Here is a 15,956-nt window from a genome sequence, read left to right as displayed (position 1 = left end):
GCTATTCCAGCCTTATCGCGAGCAAGCTCACTCCTACAGGAGACTGCGGATTATGCTCGGCCAGCAGATGAACAAGCAGACTGAAATGTAGTCTGTTTCGCATACCAGAATTTTTCAGAGGCGCCGCTCTGGCGCGTCGCTACCTTGAGATAGCCGTCCTCCATGTTTGGTTCCAACGACGACAAGAAGAACCCAGCCCCGGCTGGCGAGAAGAAAGGCCTGTTCGGTTGGCTGCGCAAGAAGCCGCAGGAAACTACGGTCGAACAACCACAAGACTTGGCCCCGGCAGCCCCGGAGCCGGTTGTTGAACCGACTCCGGAGGCCGCTGAGCTGCAGCAACCTGCTGCACTGGCGCCTGCGCCGGAAACTTTCAGTGCAGAGCCGACAGTCGAGCACGTTCAGCCGGGCGAACCCACGGCAGAGCCATGGCTGACCTTGCCGGTCGCCGAAGAGCCTGTCGCGCTGGTCAATGAGTACGAGCTGCACGTTACGCCGCCGATTGCGCCTGTTGCTGCTCCGGTTGAGCCAGAGCCAGAATTGCCTCGTATTGATGTGCCGATTGCCGAACCGGAATCGACCATCATTCCAGAGCCAGAGCCAGAGCCAGAGCCAGAGCCAGAGCCAGAGCCAGAGCCAGTTGCGGTAGAACCCGAGCCACAGCCTGAGCCGGTGGTTCCGCCTGTGGTTGCCGCCATGGCTCCTGCCGCTGCGGCAGCCGTTGCGCCGATCATCGAAGCTCCGGCGGCACCGGTTGCTGCCCAGCCTGAAGCCACCAAAGCGGGCTTCTTCGCACGTCTCAAACAAGGCTTGTCCAAAACCAGCGCCAGTATTGGCGAAGGCATGGCCAGTCTGTTTCTGGGCAAGAAAGTCATCGACGATGACTTGCTGGAAGAAATCGAAACCCGATTGCTGACCGCCGACGTTGGGGTCGAGGCAACAGGCGTGATCATTCAGAGCCTGACCCAGAAGGTCGCCCGTAAGCAGCTCACCGATGCTCAGGCGCTGTACACATCGTTGCAAGGCGAGCTGGCCGCAATGCTCAAGCCGGTTGAACAGCCGCTGATCATTGATGCTTCGCGCAAGCCGTTCGTGATTCTGGTCGTCGGCGTCAACGGCGCAGGCAAGACCACCACGATTGGCAAGCTGGCGAAGAAGCTGCAACTGGAAGGCAAGAAAGTCATGCTCGCTGCCGGTGATACCTTCCGTGCCGCTGCTGTCGAGCAATTGCAGGTCTGGGGCGAGCGCAACAAGATCCCGGTTATCGCTCAGCACACCGGTGCAGACTCCGCTTCGGTGATCTTCGACGCCGTACAGGCCGCCAAGGCGCGCGGTATCGACGTGTTGATTGCCGACACGGCCGGTCGTCTGCAAACCAAAGACAACCTGATGGAAGAGTTGAAGAAGGTGCGCCGCGTGATCGGCAAGCTGGACGCGGAGGCACCTCACGAAGTCCTGTTGGTGCTGGACGCCGGTACCGGGCAGAACGCGATCAGCCAGGCCAAGCATTTCCACCAGGCCGTGTCCCTGACCGGCCTGGCACTGACCAAGCTGGACGGTACGGCTAAAGGCGGCGTGATCTTTGCGCTCGCCAAACAGTTTGACCTGCCTATCCGCTATATCGGCGTGGGTGAGGGCATTGATGACCTGCGTACTTTTGAGGCCGAGCCGTTTGTTCAGGCCCTGTTTGCGGAGCGCGAGCGCACATGATTCGTTTCGAACAGGTCGGTAAACGCTATCCGAACGGACACGTCGGCTTGCATGAGCTGAGCTTTCGAGTGCGTCGTGGTGAGTTTCTGTTTGTGACCGGTCACTCCGGCGCGGGCAAAAGTACCTTGCTGCGTCTGCTGCTGGCCATGGAGCGCCCGACTTCCGGCAAGTTGCTCCTGGCAGGTCAGGATCTGGGCCAGATCAGCAATGCACAGATTCCATTCCTGCGTCGGCAGATCGGCGTGGTGTTCCAGAATCACCAGTTGCTGTTTGATCGCACGGTATTCAATAACGTCGCCCTGCCTCTGCAGATTCTGGGATTGTCCAAGCTGGAGGTCACCAAGCGTGTGGACTCCGCTCTGGAGCGCGTAGCGTTGTCGGACAAGGCCGAGCTGTACCCCGGCGACCTGTCTACCGGCCAGCAACAACGGGTGGGCATTGCTCGCGCCATTGTGCATCGCCCTGCTTTGCTACTCGCGGACGAACCCACCGGTAACCTCGATCCACGTCTCGCAGCGGAAATCATGGGTGTGTTTGAAGACATCAATCGCCTCGGCACCAGCGTGCTGATTGCCAGTCACGATCTGGCGCTGATTGCCCGTATGCGTCACCGCATGCTCACGCTGCAACGCGGTCGTCTGATCGGTGACGGGGAGGCTGGGGTATGAGTGCTACACGTTCCCCTAAGGTTTCCGAGCGCGTATCGCCGAAAGCCGCCGATCCTGCTCCGAAAAAGCCAAAAAACAGCCATGACGATGACGGTCCGGACTTCGGTACGCTGTTCAACGCCTGGCTGGAAGCGCACCGCTCCAGTTTGATCGACAGCTTGCGTCGTCTGGGCAAACAGCCCATCGGCAGTTTCTTCACCTGTCTGGTGATGGCGATTGCTTTGAGCCTGCCCATGGGCTTGTCGCTGCTGCTCAACAATGTCGAGCGGTTGGGCGGTTCATGGCAGCGTGCTGCGCAGATATCGATTTACCTGAAGCTGGATGCTACGGCCAGCCAGGGCGAAAAATTACGGAACGAAATTCGCCTGATGCCGGGTGTTGCCGAGGCGGAGTACATCAGCCGCGAACAGGCGCTGGCTGAATTTCAGCAGCAGTCCGGGCTGGGCGAGGCCTTGAAGGAATTGCCGGAGAACCCACTGCCGGGCGTCGTGCTGGTCACGCCGGACGAGGTGGACAAGCCTGCGCTGGAGGCCTTGCGTACTCAGTTGGCAGGTATGCCTAACGTCGAGCAGGCGCAACTGGATCTGGTCTGGGTTGAGCGTCTTGCCGCAATCCTCAAACTGGGTGATCGGTTTGTTTTTGGTCTGACTGTGCTATTGGTTGCCGCGCTGTTGCTGGTAATTGGTAACACCATACGTCTGCACATCGAGAACCGTCGTACCGAAATCGAGGTCATCAAATTGGTAGGTGGCACCGACAGTTATGTACGTCGTCCCTTCCTTTATATGGGCGCATTGTATGGCCTGGGTGCGGGTTTCCTGTCGTGGGGTGTGCTGGCATACGGCCTGAACTGGCTCAATGACGCGGTTATCGGGCTGGCCGGATTGTACGGAAGTGACTTTTCTCTGGCTGGCGTACCAGCGTCCGATGGTCTATCACTCTTGCTTGGAGCGGTGTTGTTAGGGTATATCGGTGCTTGGATTGCAGTAGCACGCCATTTGAGAGAGTTGGCGCCTCGGTAAATTTTTCTTCATGTATTGACTTTTTTATACAGGGAACTTGTTTAGCGGTTCCCGGGTCAATTTCAGCAGTGCTGAACTGCACGAGTCATGTGACGGAGGTAACATTTCGTATGACCACTTCTTTGCAACCTGCGTATGCCTTAGTCCCGGGTGCGAACCTGGAAGCCTATGTGCACACGGTGAACAGCATTCCTTTGCTGACCCCTGAGCAGGAGCGTGAACTGGCTGAGAGTCTCTATTATGAGCAGGATCTGGGGGCGGCTCGGCAGATGGTCCTCGCCCACCTGCGTTTTGTTGTGCACATCGCACGCAGTTATTCCGGTTATGGCCTGGCTCAGTCAGATCTGATCCAGGAAGGTAACGTTGGCCTGATGAAGGCCGTTAAACGCTTCAACCCGGAAATGGGTGTGCGTCTGGTTTCGTTCGCTGTTCACTGGATCAAGGCGGAAATTCACGAGTTCATCCTGCGCAACTGGCGCATTGTGAAAGTCGCGACCACCAAGGCCCAGCGCAAGCTGTTCTTCAACCTGCGCGGCCAGAAGAAACGTCTGGCGTGGCTGAACAATGAAGAAGTTCATCGTGTGGCTGAAAGCCTCGGCGTTGAGCCGCGTGAAGTGCGCGAGATGGAAAGTCGCCTGACAGGGCACGATATGGCGTTCGACCCGGCTGCTGAAGCCGACGACGACAGTGCGTTCCAGTCGCCAGCGAACTACCTGGAAGACCACCGTTATGATCCGGCACGTCAGCTGGAAGATTCCGACTGGACTGACAACTCCACCGCCAATCTGCATCAGGCGCTGGAGGTGCTGGACGACCGTAGCCGTGACATCCTCTATCAGCGCTGGCTGGCTGAAGAGAAGGCCACGCTGCACGATCTGGCGCAGAAGTACAACGTCTCCGCCGAGCGTATTCGTCAGCTTGAGAAGAGCGCGATGAACAAGCTCAAGTTGTCGATAGCCGCGTAATAACGGTTCAACGACAAACAAAAACGCCCTGACCGGGAAACCGGTCAGGGCGTTTTTGTTTGTTTTGATGCTGCCCCTGATCAAAACTGGAATGTAACTCCTGTAGGAGCTGCCTCGTTTTGATCAGGATGGGGTCACCTCCTCGGTAGGAGCGAATTTATTCGCGAACTGGCGCGAAGCGGCAGCCAAACCTGTGTCCCGGTGCGTGTACTGGCACGGGGTCGCCATATTTACGACTGCTACGCAGCCGTTCGCGAATGAATTCGCTCCTACCGGTTCGAGTCCGCCTGCTATAGCTTCCTGCTGCTATTCAAGCCGAGCAGATAATCATCCCCGCCCAGCTGCTGCATCTGGCGACGAATCCAGCTGGCGCGACCTGCAACATAACTGGTTGGACGGCTGGCGCTCCATTCGCGGGGGTTGGGCAGCACCGCTGCCAGATAGCTGGCCTGCTGCATGGAAAGCGCGCTGGCATTCACGCCGAAGTGATGCTGCGCAGCCGCCTGAGCGCCGAACACACCGTCATCCCACTCGACGCTGTTCAGGTACACCTCAAGGATTCGCTGCTTGGACCAGAGGATTTCAATCAGCCCGGTAAACCAGGCCTCAAGCCCTTTGCGCAGATAGCTGCGACCCGACCACAGGAACAGGTTCTTGGAGACTTGCTGACTCAGCGTGCTGGCACCGCGAATCGAGCCGCCCATCTCGTTGTGGGCAATGGCCGCCTGAATGGCTTCGACGTCAAAGCCCCAGTGCTCGGCGAATTTCTGATCTTCGCCCGCGATGACCGCGACCTTCAGGTCATTGGAAATCTTGTCCCATGGCTGCCAGGTGCGCTGTAGATCAATAGGCTTGCCGTCAGCCCATGATTCGATCTTGCGCTCGACCATCAACGCAGTACCCGGCGGCGGCACGAAACGGAAGATCAGGACCAGCAACACGCTACCCGCAGCAAACAGGAGCAGGGCTTTGATAAGACGACGTACTAATGAACGCAGCATAGAGATGGCTTGGCCGAACCCGTTGAGCGGGCCATTATACAGACCGTGCGCCTTTGGACGATTTTTGAACGGAGTTAGTTATGGTTCGTAGCTTTTTGATGTTGGCCGCGTTTTTTGGCTTTACCGGCGTCGCGCTGGGAGCGTTTGCTGCTCATGGCCTCAAGAACCGCCTGAGTCCTGAATATCTGGCGATTTTTCATACAGGCGTGCTTTATCAACTGATCCACGCATTGGCGATTCTGGGCGTGGCGGTGCTTGCAGCTCAGCTTCCGGGCAGGCTCATGACCTGGGCAGGGTTCTCGTTTGCGCTGGGAATTGTGCTGTTTTCGGGCAGTTTGTATCTGTTGACCCTGACCGGTATCAGCAAGCTGGGGATCATCACCCCGTTTGGCGGGCTGGCGTTTCTGGTGGGCTGGGCGTTGCTGGGCTTGACTGCGTGGCGGCTGGGTGGGGTTTGATTATTAGCACGGTTCTGTAGGAGCTGCCGAAGGCTGCGAAGGCATTTTTCCTGACGTTCCGCTATTCGCAGCCTTCGGCAGCTCCTACAGGTCCGGTGGTGGCTGCTCGCACATGGGCAGCCAAAGACGAATGGCGTGGCTTTACCTTGGTCATACCGGCTGATCGGGCTAGAATGCTCGCCCCCAAAAATGATGGCTGCTCCCGCGCATGCACATTCAGTTGAACGGTGAACCCTTTGAATTGCCTGACGGCGCGACCGTGCTGGCTCTGCTGACCCGCCTTGATCTTGTCGGGCGCCGCGTTGCAGTTGAGCTGAATCTGGACATCGTGCCACGCAGCCAGCATGAGTCCACGGCCCTGAGCGAAGGCGATCAGGTCGAAGTCGTCCACGCGATTGGCGGCGGCTAGGCTTCGACATTTTCTGATCCAACTGCAAGACCTCAACTTCCAAGAGGATTTCCAATGAGCAATGTTCGCAGCGACAAGCCGTTTATCCTGGCCGGTCGGACTTTCGAGTCACGCCTGCTGGTGGGTACCGGCAAGTACGTGGATATGGAGCAGACCCGTCTGGCCATTGAAGCGTCGGGTGCCGAGATCGTCACCGTCGCAGTACGCCGTACAAATCTGGGCCAGAACCCGGGTGAGCCGAACCTGCTGGATGTCCTGCCGCCGGATCGTTACACGATCCTGCCGAATACCGCCGGTTGCTTTGACGCGATTGAGGCCGTGCGCACATGCCGCCTGGCCCGTGAACTGCTCGACGGCAAGAATCTGGTCAAGCTGGAAGTCCTCGCGGATCAGAAAACCCTGTTCCCTAACGTGATCGAAACCCTCAAGGCCGCCGAAGTACTGGTCAAGGAAGGCTTCGACGTGATGGTTTACACCAGTGATGACCCGATCATTGCGCGCCAGTTGGCGGAAATCGGCTGCATCGCCATCATGCCGCTGGCTGGCCTGATCGGCAGCGGGCTGGGCATCTGCAACCCTTACAACCTGCAGATCATCCTGGAAGAAACCAAAGTCCCGGTGTTGGTCGATGCCGGTGTCGGCACGGCTTCCGATGCGACCATTGCCATGGAATTGGGCTGTGAGGCCGTGTTGATGAACTCGGCCATCGCCCACGCTCAAGACCCGATCCTGATGGGCGCAGCCATGAAACACGCCGTTATTGCCGGTCGTATGGCTTACCTCGCAGGTCGTATGCCAAGAAAACTGTATGCCAGCGCATCTTCGCCGCTGGATGGGTTGATCCGGTAGTCGCTGAGCAAGCAGGAATTATGTAGGAGCTCACGAGCAACGCGAGGCAGCGATAGCGGTTTGCCTGACACTCCGCTATCGCTGCCTCGCGTTGCTCGTGAGCTCCTACAGGAAAGCATTAATTCAGATAGTACGCGTTGTTTGATGAGACCCTTTTGATGACTGATCCAGACGTTCCAAACCCAGAGCTGCCTGTTGCCGAAGAAGGCGAAGAGCGCCAGCACCGCCGTATCAAAAGTTTCGTGATGCGCGCCGGTCGTATGACTGAAGGCCAGCAGCGCGGCCTGGACCAAGGTCGTCCGCTGTATGTGCTGCCTTTGGCCGACGCGCCAGTGGACTACGATCAGGTGTTTGGCCGTTCGGCGCCGCGCACACTGGAAATCGGCTTCGGCATGGGCCATTCGCTGCTGGAAATGGCAGCGGCCGCTCCGGATCAGGATTTCATCGGTGTGGAGGTTCACAACCCGGGCGTTGGCGCACTGCTCAATGGTGTGCTGACCCAAGGCCTGACCAACGTGCGGGTCTACGATTGCGACGCGATCGAAGTGCTCAACCGCTGCATCGCCGATAACAGCCTTGATCGCCTGATGCTGTTTTTCCCTGATCCATGGCACAAGAGCCGTCACCACAAGCGTCGCATCGTGCAGCCTGCGTTTGCTGAACTGGTGCGCAGCAAGCTGAAGGTAGGCGGTGTTCTGCACATGGCCACTGATTGGGAACCGTATGCCGAATTCATGCTGGAAGTGATGAATGTTGCGCCGGGTTATCGCAACCTGGCTGAAGACGGGAAGTGCGTGCCGCGCCCGGCCGAGCGCCCGATCACCAAGTTCGAACGCCGCGGCGAGCGCCTGGGGCACGGGGTGTGGGATTTGAAGTTCGAGAAGGTGGATTAGGTCAAGTTTGATTTAACCTTGTGGGAGCGGTGCTTGCCCGCGATAAGGCTGGACGCGGTTCACTTTAGAATTGCGGTGTTCTTATCGCGGGCAAGCACCGCTCCCACAGGGGAATGTATTCCAGCCCCGCTTCACTTCCTGTCCGCAACAACCCCGATCAACACCAGCACCACCAACAACACGGGCGCCAGGCTGTAGTTGTTGAACTGGCTCAGTCCGCGAATCACCCACGGGGTGGCGTAAATCAGCGCTGCGCCGCTGCCGATGGTCACCAGTAACGCCATCAGCGGGATGCGCAAGGCTCCTGCAAAGCTACTGATGCGCTGTTCGACCCAGCCCTTGAAGTCCGCGCCAAACAGCACCAGCAAACAGCCCACCAAGGCGAGGGATATTTCCGATAGGTTGCTGCGGCTCCAACGGGAGATGGTGGCGAGCAGGTCGAGTATCAAATCCATGCAGGGTCCTTAGATCAGAAAGTATTGCAGCAGGTCGTTGAGGAACAACTGGCCTTGCGGCGTTGCAACCAGTCGGGCCGGATCAGCTTGTAGCAGGCCACGTTGTTCGGCTTGTCGGCGCGCGCTGGCCAGCGAATCGAGGCTTAGACCCGTACGTTCGCGAAATAATGCAGCGTCCACACCATTTGTCAGGCGCAGGGCGTTCATCAGGAACTCGAAAGGCAGCTCTTCAATGCTCAGCAGCTTCTCGCCAGCCTTGAATGGCTTGCCCGGGTTCAGGTAATCCTTGGGCAAGCGGGTTTTCCAGGTGCGCACAATGCGCCCGTCCGGATGGCTGAGCTTGCCATGGGCTCCGGCACCGATGCCGATGAAATCACCGAAGCTCCAGTAATTCAGGTTATGCCGCGCCGGTCTGCCGGGCTGTGCGTAGGCAGACACTTCGTATTGCGCGTAGCCGTTCTCTGCCAGCAACAACTGGCCTGCCTCCTGGATGTCCCAAAGGATGTCGTCTTCGGGCAGTGTCGGCGGCTGATTCCAGAACACCGTGTTGGGCTCCAGCGTCAGCTGATACCAGGACAGGTGTGTCGGTTTCAAATCAATGGCTTGTTGCAGGTCACCCAGCGCATCGTCGGGCGACTGATCCGGCAGGCCGTGCATCAAGTCCATGTTGAAGTTATCGAAGCCCGCCTGACGCGCCATGTCTGCGGCACGAATCGCTTCGTCACCATTGTGGATCCGGCCTAGCGCCTTGAGTTTGGCTTCCTGAAAACTCTGAATGCCGATGGACAGGCGATTGATGCCCAGCCCGCGATAGGCGCTGAACTTGACCTGCTCGAACGTGCCGGGATTCGCTTCAAGGGTTATTTCGATGTCGCTGGCAAAACGAATGCGTTGCTCGACACCCTTGAGCAAGCGGCCCAGCGCATCAGCACTGAACAGACTTGGGGTGCCGCCACCGAAGAAGATCGAGCTCAGCTCACGACCGTGCACATGGGGCAAATCCAGATCAAGGTCGGCCAGCAGCGCATCGATGTATTCGGCTTCTGGCAACACCGGGCTGGCGGTGTGCGAGTTGAAGTCGCAGTACGGGCATTTGCGCACGCACCACGGGATGTGGATGTACAGCGACAGCGGCGGCAGTTGCGGCAGTGCAGCCCTCGGCCCGGTCGAGCTAAAACCGGTTTCGCCGAGGTACAGCGTTGTTGCAGGCGTTTCCTGGGTCATTTCAGATCCAGGCCCAGGCGCTGGCGCAAGATCGTCATAGCGCGGGCGCGATGGCTGAGTTGATTCTTTTCTACAGGGTTCAGGTCCGCGCTGGAACAATCGCGTTCCGGCACCCAGAACAGTGGATCGTAACCGAAGCCGTGCTCACCGCTGGCAGCGTTCAGAATGCGCCCGTGCCACAAACCTTCGCAGAGGATGGGCAGTGGATCGTCCGCATGGCGAACCAGCGCCAGCACGCAAACAAACTGGGCACCGCGTTGCTCTTCAGGCACATCCTTGAGCGCATCGAGCAGTTTGGCGTTGTTGGCAGCATCGCCCTGGCCGTCGGCGTAGCGGGCGGAGTAGATCCCTGGCGCGCCGCCGAGGAAGTCCACTGCCAGGCCCGAGTCATCAGCCAGAGCAGGCAAGCCCGAAATCCGTGCTGCGTTGCGTGCCTTGAGGATCGCGTTCTCAACAAACGACAGGCCGGTTTCTTCCGGTTCCACGCTGCTGAATTCCCCGATGGAGCGCAGTTGCACGCTGTCGCCGAGCATGGCCTGGAGTTCTTTGAGCTTGCCAGCGTTGTGGCTGGCCAATACGAGCTGAGGGAAATTCATCATTCGCCTGGGTAAATGTCTTGATTGAAGCTGAAGGAATGGCTTTCTTCATTCCCGGCTTTCACATCAATGTTGAAGGTGTAGGTTTCGGCCTGTTTAACCGGAAACTGCGCGATATAGCTGATCCAGCCTTTGTCCGAGACTTGCTTGAAGGTCAGAGGCTGAGGGCGTCCGGTCAGGTCCTTGTAGGTGCCGTTTACGCTCGATGGTAATGGCTTGCCCGCCTTGAGTACGGTGATGTTGAGCACGCTCAGTTGTTTACTGCGAGTCAGGTCCGATGCCGCGGCCACTTCCTGTGACAAGGTGCTTGAAGCAAACGCGTTGTAATAGACCGTTACGTCGCCAAAGGTCTCTTGCCGGTTGGGCTTGGCATAGTCTGCGGCAAACGCCGACAGGCTAAGGGCGCACATCAACATGATTGCCAGGCGACGCATGGTTGTTCTCCTGTCTATGAATTGAAATACGGTCCTGTAGGAGTGAGCTTGCTCGCGATAGCGCCCGTTCAGACGGTAATTTAGCGCCAGTGAAACCGAATCGCGAGCAAGCTCACTCCTACAGATTCCGGTTTTAGGTTTGCTTCAAATCGCGATCTGGTGTTCTTGCAAACCTGGGCTACTGACCCGGTAGATACCGATCTCACCTAACAGGTTAGGCCATTGTTTGCTGGCCCAGCCGTGCCGGTGCTGTTGATCCACCGCGAGCCGATCAATGACCTTCGCGTGACGCCCACGGCACAGCTCTTCAAAGTCTTCGAAGGTGCAGAAGTGGATGTTCGGCGTGTTGTACCAGGTGTAAGGCAGAAAGTCAGAAACCGGCATCCGGCCCTTCGTCGCCAGATACCAGCGGCAGCGCCAGTGACCGAAGTTAGGGAAAGTGATGATGCACTGACGGCCCACGCGCAGCATTTCGTCGAGAATCTTGTCCGGGTAGTGCACGGCTTGCAGGGCCTGGGTCATGACTACGACGTCAAAGCTGTTACTGGCGAAGTTGCCAAGGCCCTTGTCCAGATCCTGTTCGATAACGTTGACGCCCTTGGTGATGCAGCGGGCGATGTTATCGGCGTCGTTTTCCAGGCCATAGCCGGTCACTTGCTTGTTGTCGCGCAACCAGGCCAGCAGTTCGCCGTCGCCGCAACCAAGGTCGAGTACGCGACTGCCCGCAGGGATCCATTCTTGGATGATTTCAAGATCGGCTCTCATGGCGTCCTCAAAGTACAATTCGGTTCATGTAACTGGAGAAAGCCTGCAGGTAACGCGGGATCGGGATCAGGAACGCATCGTGGCCCTGGGGTGCATCGATCTCCATGTAGCAGACGTTCTTTTTCGCTGCCATCAGGGCATCCACCAGTTCCCGCGATCGGGCAGGCGAGAAGCGCCAGTCAGTGGTGAACGACATGACGCAGAAGTCTGCGGTCACATTGGCGAACGTCGCGGCCAGGTTGTCGTTGAAAGCACCTGCCGGGTCGAAGTAGTCCAGCGCTTTGGTCATCAACAGGTAAGTGTTGGCATCGAAGCGCCCGGAGAACTCTTCGCCCTGATAACGCAGATAGCTTTCAACCTGAAACTCCACGCTGTGGAAATCGTAGTTGAGCTTCTCGCTCTTCAGCCCGCGGCCAAATTTTTCGCCCATGGAGTCATCGGACAGGTAAGTGATGTGCCCGACCATCCGCGCCAGCATCAGGCCACGTTTGGGGATAACGCCAAATTCCTGAAAGTCGCCGCCGTGGAATTCCGGGTCCGAAAGGATGGCCTGACGCGCAACCTCGTTGAAGGCGATGTTTTGCGCTGACAACTTGGGGGCCGAGGCAATCGCCAGACAGTGTCGCACCCGATCCGGGTAAGTCATGGTCCATTGCAGCGCCTGCATACCACCCAGGCTGCCACCGACGACTGCCGCCCACTGTTGCACGCCCAGCAAGTCGGCGAGCCGCGCCTGGCTGTGTACCCAGTCCTCAACGGTCAGGACCGGGAAGTTGGCGCCGAAAGGCTTGCCGGTTTCCGGGTCGATGCTGCTCGGGCCTGTTGAGCCATTGCAGCCGCCGAGGTTATTCAGGCTGACGACGAAGAACCGGTTGGTATCGATAGGCTTGCCGGGGCCGATACAACTGTCCCACCAACCGGGCTTGCGGTCATCGATGCTGTTGTAGCCTGCCGCGTGGTGGTGACCGGAAAGGGCATGACAAATCAACACGGCGTTGCTGCGCGCTGCGTTGAGTTCGCCATAGGTTTCGTAGATCAGATCGTAGGCAGGCAACGAGCGGCCACAGGCCAGTGCCAGAGGCTCGCTGAAATGTGCCGTTTGCGGCGTGACTAGACCGACAGAATCTTCGGGAAAGACCGTGGACATCGACCCTGCTCTCGCTTAAATGAGGCGTAAGTCTAAAGACCGCGGGGGGGAGGGGCAACAGAGGAATTCGGTGGGCACTCAGGGTTGCGCAAAACCCTGTGGGAGCTGGGCTTGCCCGCGATACGGCTGGACGCGATTTACTTGAGATCGCGGCGTCATTATCGCGAGCAAGCTCAGCTCCCACACGACTGACCGGCTTGCAGGCCAACCTAGAACTTCCCCCAGGATCAACGTTTAAGCAGTACGCCCTGACTCAAACAGGAACCAGATACGACGTTCGGCCTCGTCGATCCAGTTTTCCAGCAGGCTGGCGGTGGCGACATCGTTGTGTTCGTCGCACAGCGCGTGGGTTTCGCGCATGTAGTTGGCCAGCTGCATGTTGTCCTCGCGCAGTTCCGCGAGCATGTCGGCCGGGGTCACCAAGTCTGCGTCGTTGTCGGCAATACGTTGCAGACGCTGGATGTGGCCGGTCGAGCGCAAGGTGGTGCCGCCCAGTTTGCGGACGCGTTCAGCGATGGCGTCGGTAGTGGCGAAAATTTGATCGGCCTGGTCATCCAGCAACAAGTGATAGTCGCGAAAGTATGGGCCGGACATGTGCCAGTGGAAGTTTTTGGTTTTCAGGTACAGGCCGAAGATATCGGCCAGCAAGGTATTGAGTTCAGCGGACAGATCACGCCGTGCTTCTTCGCCCAGGCTGTTGGGCGTATGCAAATCGGCTTTGCGCAGTTCTTTTGCGGCTTCAAGATTTTTCATCAGACGTTTCCTTCCTCAGTAGTCGGTCGGCGTAACGGGCGATGCCAGTGAGCATCCTGATGACATTGCAGCACTGTGCCTGGCGGCCTTCTTTACCGCTTGTGCTCAAATCTTTATGCACAATGGGTGAGGGGAAATAGCCAAATGGAATGAAATTTATGGAAATGTTCTTGTTTGAATTTAACTATATGTTTTATAAGGATTTTTATTCTTGTTTGAGGTTAACTTCTGACCGTTCGGATAAGTAGCTTGCTAAGCAAATCATCCGTCCTTTGATATTTCATCAACAGAGTTATCCACAGGCTATCCAGTTGATCCGCGTCAATGCAGCTCTGCAATCAGCAACAGATTGCGTGGGGTGATGTTGCTTTCGCAGAAGGTGCCGACGCTCACACGGTAGTGCTGTTCTTGCAGATAAAGCGCCTGATCAAGCACTAGCCATAACTCCAGAGGCCGACGGAACAAGTTGCGAACCAATTCCAGGTTCCGCACCTGTGCCAGGCGTTCCTGGCCCGCAGCTTCAAGGGTGGACCAATGCTGGACGCCAGGGTCGGGCAAGCCTTTGAGTGCTGCCAGGTCACGACAGTAGTCTTCAAAAGACTTATCCAGCCAGGCACTGGGTAGTGAAGGGGTCGGCAGGTAGGCGTCGCTGTTCTGCAGGCGTCTTTGCAGTAAATCAAAGGCCAGTCGGCGAGCCATGGATTGATCTCGCTGGCGACGAACGCGAGCTCCGGCAGTCACGGTCTCGCTCAGAGGTAAGCCGAGATCTTCCCGGGATAGCCTCAAGGCTGATGCCTGTCCTTCGCTGGATACGGGCTGATACTGTTCGGCTTCGATGCGGTTGTAACAACATGGCGCGATAGCCAATTGGTTGCAGCCGACCTGACTGGCAAGACGCATCAACTGAATGTGTAAATCTCCACACGCATGCAGAGCGACCGGAGTGTGATGGGCTTGCAGTCGGCGCCAGGCATCGTCGGCCATGACGTCCTGTTGGACGTGCCCGACCTCAAGCTTCAGGCGCTTGCTGAGTTCACTTCCGGCCTTGATCAGGGCAGGGTCGCGCTCCAGACAGGTTAGCGCCTGGCCGGTTTCGAGCAAGCGACGGCCCAGATGACCTTTGCCCGAACACCAGTCCAGCCAGTGGGCAGGCTTGCGCTCGAAGCTCAGGCAACTGGCAAACGCTTCGATCTGCTGCCATTTGCGTCCTGGCACGTCGACACTCATGCGTGGCTCTACGGGGGCGAGTGCCGAAGCGGGCAATGCTTGTACGTGACTCAGCTCCCTTGCTTCGTGCGCCAGTTGCGGGAAGGGGAAAGGTGCTGCCAGTTGCCCGGGGTGGTTGTGAGCAACCTCGGCCTGACTGAGCGAGCGCTGACGTAGCCAGTCAGCCAGCTCTGGATACTGATGCTCCCAAGGCAACTGCAGGTGAGTGAACGGCTTGGGTCGCCATAGCGATTGCCAGGCAAACAGGAAACTGTCCAGTGCCCGGAAGCGACTGCGAAGCTGTTCATCGTGCAAATCGGGGTCGTTGGCCATGGTCAGCTATCGCGTTCAAGCGTGTAAGGGGGCTGGCGGTTTAAAAGCCAGCCCCCTTCATAGCAGCGTGCTGATCAGCCGTCTATGCGTATGAACGTCCGAGGCCTGAAAAATTTACCGCAAAGGCTTGATCCAGAGCCTTCGATCACAAAATGCTGAACGGGAAATACTTGTCGTTGATCTTCTTGTAGGTACCGTCCTCAATGATTTCCTTGATGGCCAGGTTGAGTCTGGCGCGCAATGGATCATTCAGGCGCACGGCAATGCCAATCTTGTCGTTGTCCAGAACTGCATCGCCTTTGTATTCAAAGCTTGAGCCCGGCTGGCCCTTGAGCCATTCATAGCTGACATATTTGTCGGCGAGCAGTGCATCGATATGCCCGGCAGCCAGGTCGGCAAAGGCACTTTCCTGAGTGTCATAGAGCTTCAGGGTAATATCCATGCCCAGGTTTTCCTGCAGCCAGGAGGCTGACAATGTGGACGCTTGTGCACCAATGGTCTTGCCCAGCAGCGAGTCGCGAATCGACGCCTTGTCAGTTTTGATGTCGCTGCCCTTCGGCGCGACAAACTGCAATTTGTTCGAGTAGTAAGGCTCGGTGAAGTCCACCAGTTGGCGGCGCTCCTGGGTGATGGACATTGAGGAAATCAGGAAGTCGAACTTGTTTTCATTAAGTGCGGGGATGATCTGTTCCCAGTCGGATGTCACCACTTCGCATTCGACTTTCATTTTTGCGCACAGGGCATGGCCGATTTCGACATCGAAGCCCACCGCCTGGCCGCTGGCATCCTTACCGTTGAACGGTGGGTAAGCCCCTTCGACACCGAACTTTAATGTCTCCACCGCAAAGGCACTGGTAGTGAACGCCAGTGTGGCGGCTGCGACCAGCAGGAATTTTTTGTACATCTGCATGGGTGTTGCTCCGTTGCAATTGCGGGACTTATTGGGCAGCTGGTGATGACGACGGGTGTTGGACATGAGTTACCGCAAAATGTCGCTGTCGGCTTGAAGCATTTGTTAAGCCATGTATCGGCGGGATCAGCATTGTTGACTTGAACCTGTAGGAGCTCACC

18 protein-coding genes are annotated in these 15,956 nt (G+C 57.7%); 8 read left to right on the top strand and 10 right to left on the bottom strand.

The window, feature by feature from the left end:
* Positions 1 to 162: 162 nt before the first annotated feature.
* From ftsY to rpoH, 4 genes are all read left to right on the top strand, one after another.
* A complete protein-coding gene (gene ftsY / locus AUC61_RS03170; RefSeq protein ID WP_243244422.1) occupies positions 163 to 1,707 on the top strand; it encodes a signal recognition particle-docking protein FtsY in 1,545 nt (514 codons plus the stop codon).
* On the top strand, positions 1,704 to 2,375 hold the full coding sequence (gene ftsE, locus AUC61_RS03165; RefSeq protein ID WP_122663955.1) for a cell division ATP-binding protein FtsE: 672 nt from the start codon (positions 1,704 to 1,706) through the stop codon (positions 2,373 to 2,375). The genes ftsY and ftsE overlap by 4 nt, the downstream gene beginning before the upstream one ends.
* Complete coding sequence (gene ftsX / locus AUC61_RS03160) at positions 2,372 to 3,397, top strand: permease-like cell division protein FtsX (RefSeq protein ID WP_243244421.1); 1,026 nt, start codon at positions 2,372 to 2,374, stop codon at positions 3,395 to 3,397. The genes ftsE and ftsX overlap by 4 nt, the downstream gene beginning before the upstream one ends.
* A 110-nt stretch (positions 3,398 to 3,507) precedes the next feature.
* Positions 3,508 to 4,362: an RNA polymerase sigma factor RpoH gene (gene rpoH / locus AUC61_RS03155; RefSeq protein WP_027899700.1), complete on the top strand. Its 855-nt coding sequence runs from the start codon at positions 3,508 to 3,510 to the stop codon at positions 4,360 to 4,362.
* A 290-nt stretch (positions 4,363 to 4,652) separates the two neighbouring features.
* Here the strand turns inward: rpoH and mtgA are convergent, their stop codons facing one another.
* A complete protein-coding gene (mtgA, locus tag AUC61_RS03150; protein ID WP_243244420.1) occupies positions 4,653 to 5,363 on the bottom strand; it encodes a monofunctional biosynthetic peptidoglycan transglycosylase in 711 nt (236 codons plus the stop codon).
* An 80-nt stretch (positions 5,364 to 5,443) separates the two neighbouring features.
* On the opposite strand from mtgA, the gene AUC61_RS03145 reads away from it, so the two are divergent.
* The 4 genes from AUC61_RS03145 to trmB all read left to right on the top strand — a co-directional run bounded on the left by AUC61_RS03145 (position 5,444) and on the right by trmB (position 7,972).
* The gene (locus AUC61_RS03145; RefSeq protein WP_243244419.1) at positions 5,444 to 5,821 is read left to right on the top strand and encodes a DUF423 domain-containing protein; all 378 of its coding nucleotides are present in this window, start codon (positions 5,444 to 5,446) and stop codon (positions 5,819 to 5,821) included.
* 208 nt (positions 5,822 to 6,029) lie between these two features.
* Complete coding sequence (gene thiS / locus AUC61_RS03140; RefSeq protein ID WP_087268510.1) at positions 6,030 to 6,230, top strand: sulfur carrier protein ThiS; 201 nt, start codon at positions 6,030 to 6,032, stop codon at positions 6,228 to 6,230.
* 54 nt (positions 6,231 to 6,284) lie between these two features.
* Complete coding sequence (locus AUC61_RS03135) at positions 6,285 to 7,079, top strand: thiazole synthase (protein WP_243244418.1); 795 nt, start codon at positions 6,285 to 6,287, stop codon at positions 7,077 to 7,079.
* 245 nt (positions 7,080 to 7,324) lie between these two features.
* Positions 7,325 to 7,972, top strand: coding sequence for a tRNA (guanosine(46)-N7)-methyltransferase TrmB (trmB, locus tag AUC61_RS03130; protein WP_240350658.1), 648 nt, complete (start codon positions 7,325 to 7,327; stop codon positions 7,970 to 7,972).
* 131 nt (positions 7,973 to 8,103) lie between these two features.
* On the opposite strand, the gene AUC61_RS03125 is transcribed toward trmB, so the two are convergent.
* The 9 genes from AUC61_RS03125 to AUC61_RS03085 form a co-directional block, all read right to left on the bottom strand.
* Complete coding sequence (locus AUC61_RS03125; protein ID WP_027899507.1) at positions 8,104 to 8,427, bottom strand: DUF3392 family protein; 324 nt, start codon at positions 8,425 to 8,427, stop codon at positions 8,104 to 8,106.
* Between the two features lie 9 nt (positions 8,428 to 8,436).
* Positions 8,437 to 9,651 (bottom strand): radical SAM family heme chaperone HemW, encoded by a 1,215-nt coding sequence (gene hemW / locus AUC61_RS03120; RefSeq protein ID WP_243244417.1) that lies wholly within the window; start codon positions 9,649 to 9,651, stop codon positions 8,437 to 8,439.
* A complete protein-coding gene (gene rdgB / locus AUC61_RS03115; protein ID WP_243244416.1) occupies positions 9,648 to 10,250 on the bottom strand; it encodes an RdgB/HAM1 family non-canonical purine NTP pyrophosphatase in 603 nt (200 codons plus the stop codon). Before rdgB ends, hemW begins: the two co-directional genes overlap by 4 nt.
* On the bottom strand, positions 10,247 to 10,681 hold the full coding sequence (locus AUC61_RS03110) for a DUF4426 domain-containing protein (protein WP_243244415.1): 435 nt from the start codon (positions 10,679 to 10,681) through the stop codon (positions 10,247 to 10,249). The genes rdgB and AUC61_RS03110 overlap by 4 nt, the downstream gene beginning before the upstream one ends.
* Before the next feature lie 144 nt (positions 10,682 to 10,825).
* Entirely contained in the window at positions 10,826 to 11,446 is a 621-nt protein-coding gene (gene metW / locus AUC61_RS03105; RefSeq protein WP_243244414.1) for a methionine biosynthesis protein MetW, read from the bottom strand.
* Between the two features lie 7 nt (positions 11,447 to 11,453).
* The gene (metX, locus tag AUC61_RS03100; protein WP_243244413.1) at positions 11,454 to 12,593 is read right to left on the bottom strand and encodes a homoserine O-succinyltransferase MetX; all 1,140 of its coding nucleotides are present in this window, start codon (positions 12,591 to 12,593) and stop codon (positions 11,454 to 11,456) included.
* Between the two features lie 234 nt (positions 12,594 to 12,827).
* Complete coding sequence (locus tag AUC61_RS03095) at positions 12,828 to 13,346, bottom strand: Dps family protein (RefSeq protein ID WP_243244412.1); 519 nt, start codon at positions 13,344 to 13,346, stop codon at positions 12,828 to 12,830.
* A 321-nt stretch (positions 13,347 to 13,667) separates the two neighbouring features.
* Entirely contained in the window at positions 13,668 to 14,885 is a 1,218-nt protein-coding gene (locus AUC61_RS03090) for a methyltransferase (RefSeq protein ID WP_243244411.1), read from the bottom strand.
* A gap of 145 nt (positions 14,886 to 15,030) precedes the next feature.
* Entirely contained in the window at positions 15,031 to 15,795 is a 765-nt protein-coding gene (locus AUC61_RS03085; RefSeq protein ID WP_243244410.1) for a transporter substrate-binding domain-containing protein, read from the bottom strand.
* Positions 15,796 to 15,956 lie beyond the last annotated feature (161 nt).

The organism is Pseudomonas maioricensis (assembly GCF_022790535.1).
GTDB classification, from domain to species: domain Bacteria; phylum Pseudomonadota; class Gammaproteobacteria; order Pseudomonadales; family Pseudomonadaceae; genus Aquipseudomonas; species Aquipseudomonas maioricensis.
Note: the sequence above shows the minus strand (reverse complement) of the source record. Positions and strands in the feature narration are given on the sequence as shown.

What these genes read in the sequence shown, in the direction of transcription:
- ftsX (WP_243244421.1), top strand. Translation starts at nt 2,372, where the DNA reads ATGAGTGCTACACGTTCCCCTAAGGTTTCCGAGCGCGTATCGCCGAAA.
- AUC61_RS03085 (WP_243244410.1), bottom strand. Translation starts at nt 15,795, where the DNA reads ATGCAGATGTACAAAAAATTCCTGCTGGTCGCAGCCGCCACACTGGCG.
- AUC61_RS03095 (WP_243244412.1), bottom strand. Translation starts at nt 13,346, where the DNA reads ATGAAAAATCTTGAAGCCGCAAAAGAACTGCGCAAAGCCGATTTGCAT.
- metX (WP_243244413.1), bottom strand. Translation starts at nt 12,593, where the DNA reads ATGTCCACGGTCTTTCCCGAAGATTCTGTCGGTCTAGTCACGCCGCAA.
- trmB (WP_240350658.1), top strand. Translation starts at nt 7,325, where the DNA reads ATGCGCGCCGGTCGTATGACTGAAGGCCAGCAGCGCGGCCTGGACCAA.
- AUC61_RS03090 (WP_243244411.1), bottom strand. Translation starts at nt 14,885, where the DNA reads ATGGCCAACGACCCCGATTTGCACGATGAACAGCTTCGCAGTCGCTTC.
- metW (WP_243244414.1), bottom strand. Translation starts at nt 11,446, where the DNA reads ATGAGAGCCGATCTTGAAATCATCCAAGAATGGATCCCTGCGGGCAGT.
- mtgA (WP_243244420.1), bottom strand. Translation starts at nt 5,363, where the DNA reads ATGCTGCGTTCATTAGTACGTCGTCTTATCAAAGCCCTGCTCCTGTTT.
- rpoH (WP_027899700.1), top strand. Translation starts at nt 3,508, where the DNA reads ATGACCACTTCTTTGCAACCTGCGTATGCCTTAGTCCCGGGTGCGAAC.
- AUC61_RS03110 (WP_243244415.1), bottom strand. Translation starts at nt 10,681, where the DNA reads ATGCGTCGCCTGGCAATCATGTTGATGTGCGCCCTTAGCCTGTCGGCG.
- hemW (WP_243244417.1), bottom strand. Translation starts at nt 9,651, where the DNA reads ATGACCCAGGAAACGCCTGCAACAACGCTGTACCTCGGCGAAACCGGT.
- AUC61_RS03125 (WP_027899507.1), bottom strand. Translation starts at nt 8,427, where the DNA reads ATGGATTTGATACTCGACCTGCTCGCCACCATCTCCCGTTGGAGCCGC.
- ftsE (WP_122663955.1), top strand. Translation starts at nt 1,704, where the DNA reads ATGATTCGTTTCGAACAGGTCGGTAAACGCTATCCGAACGGACACGTC.
- ftsY (WP_243244422.1), top strand. Translation starts at nt 163, where the DNA reads ATGTTTGGTTCCAACGACGACAAGAAGAACCCAGCCCCGGCTGGCGAG.
- AUC61_RS03145 (WP_243244419.1), top strand. Translation starts at nt 5,444, where the DNA reads ATGGTTCGTAGCTTTTTGATGTTGGCCGCGTTTTTTGGCTTTACCGGC.
- AUC61_RS03135 (WP_243244418.1), top strand. Translation starts at nt 6,285, where the DNA reads ATGAGCAATGTTCGCAGCGACAAGCCGTTTATCCTGGCCGGTCGGACT.
- rdgB (WP_243244416.1), bottom strand. Translation starts at nt 10,250, where the DNA reads ATGATGAATTTCCCTCAGCTCGTATTGGCCAGCCACAACGCTGGCAAG.
- thiS (WP_087268510.1), top strand. Translation starts at nt 6,030, where the DNA reads ATGCACATTCAGTTGAACGGTGAACCCTTTGAATTGCCTGACGGCGCG.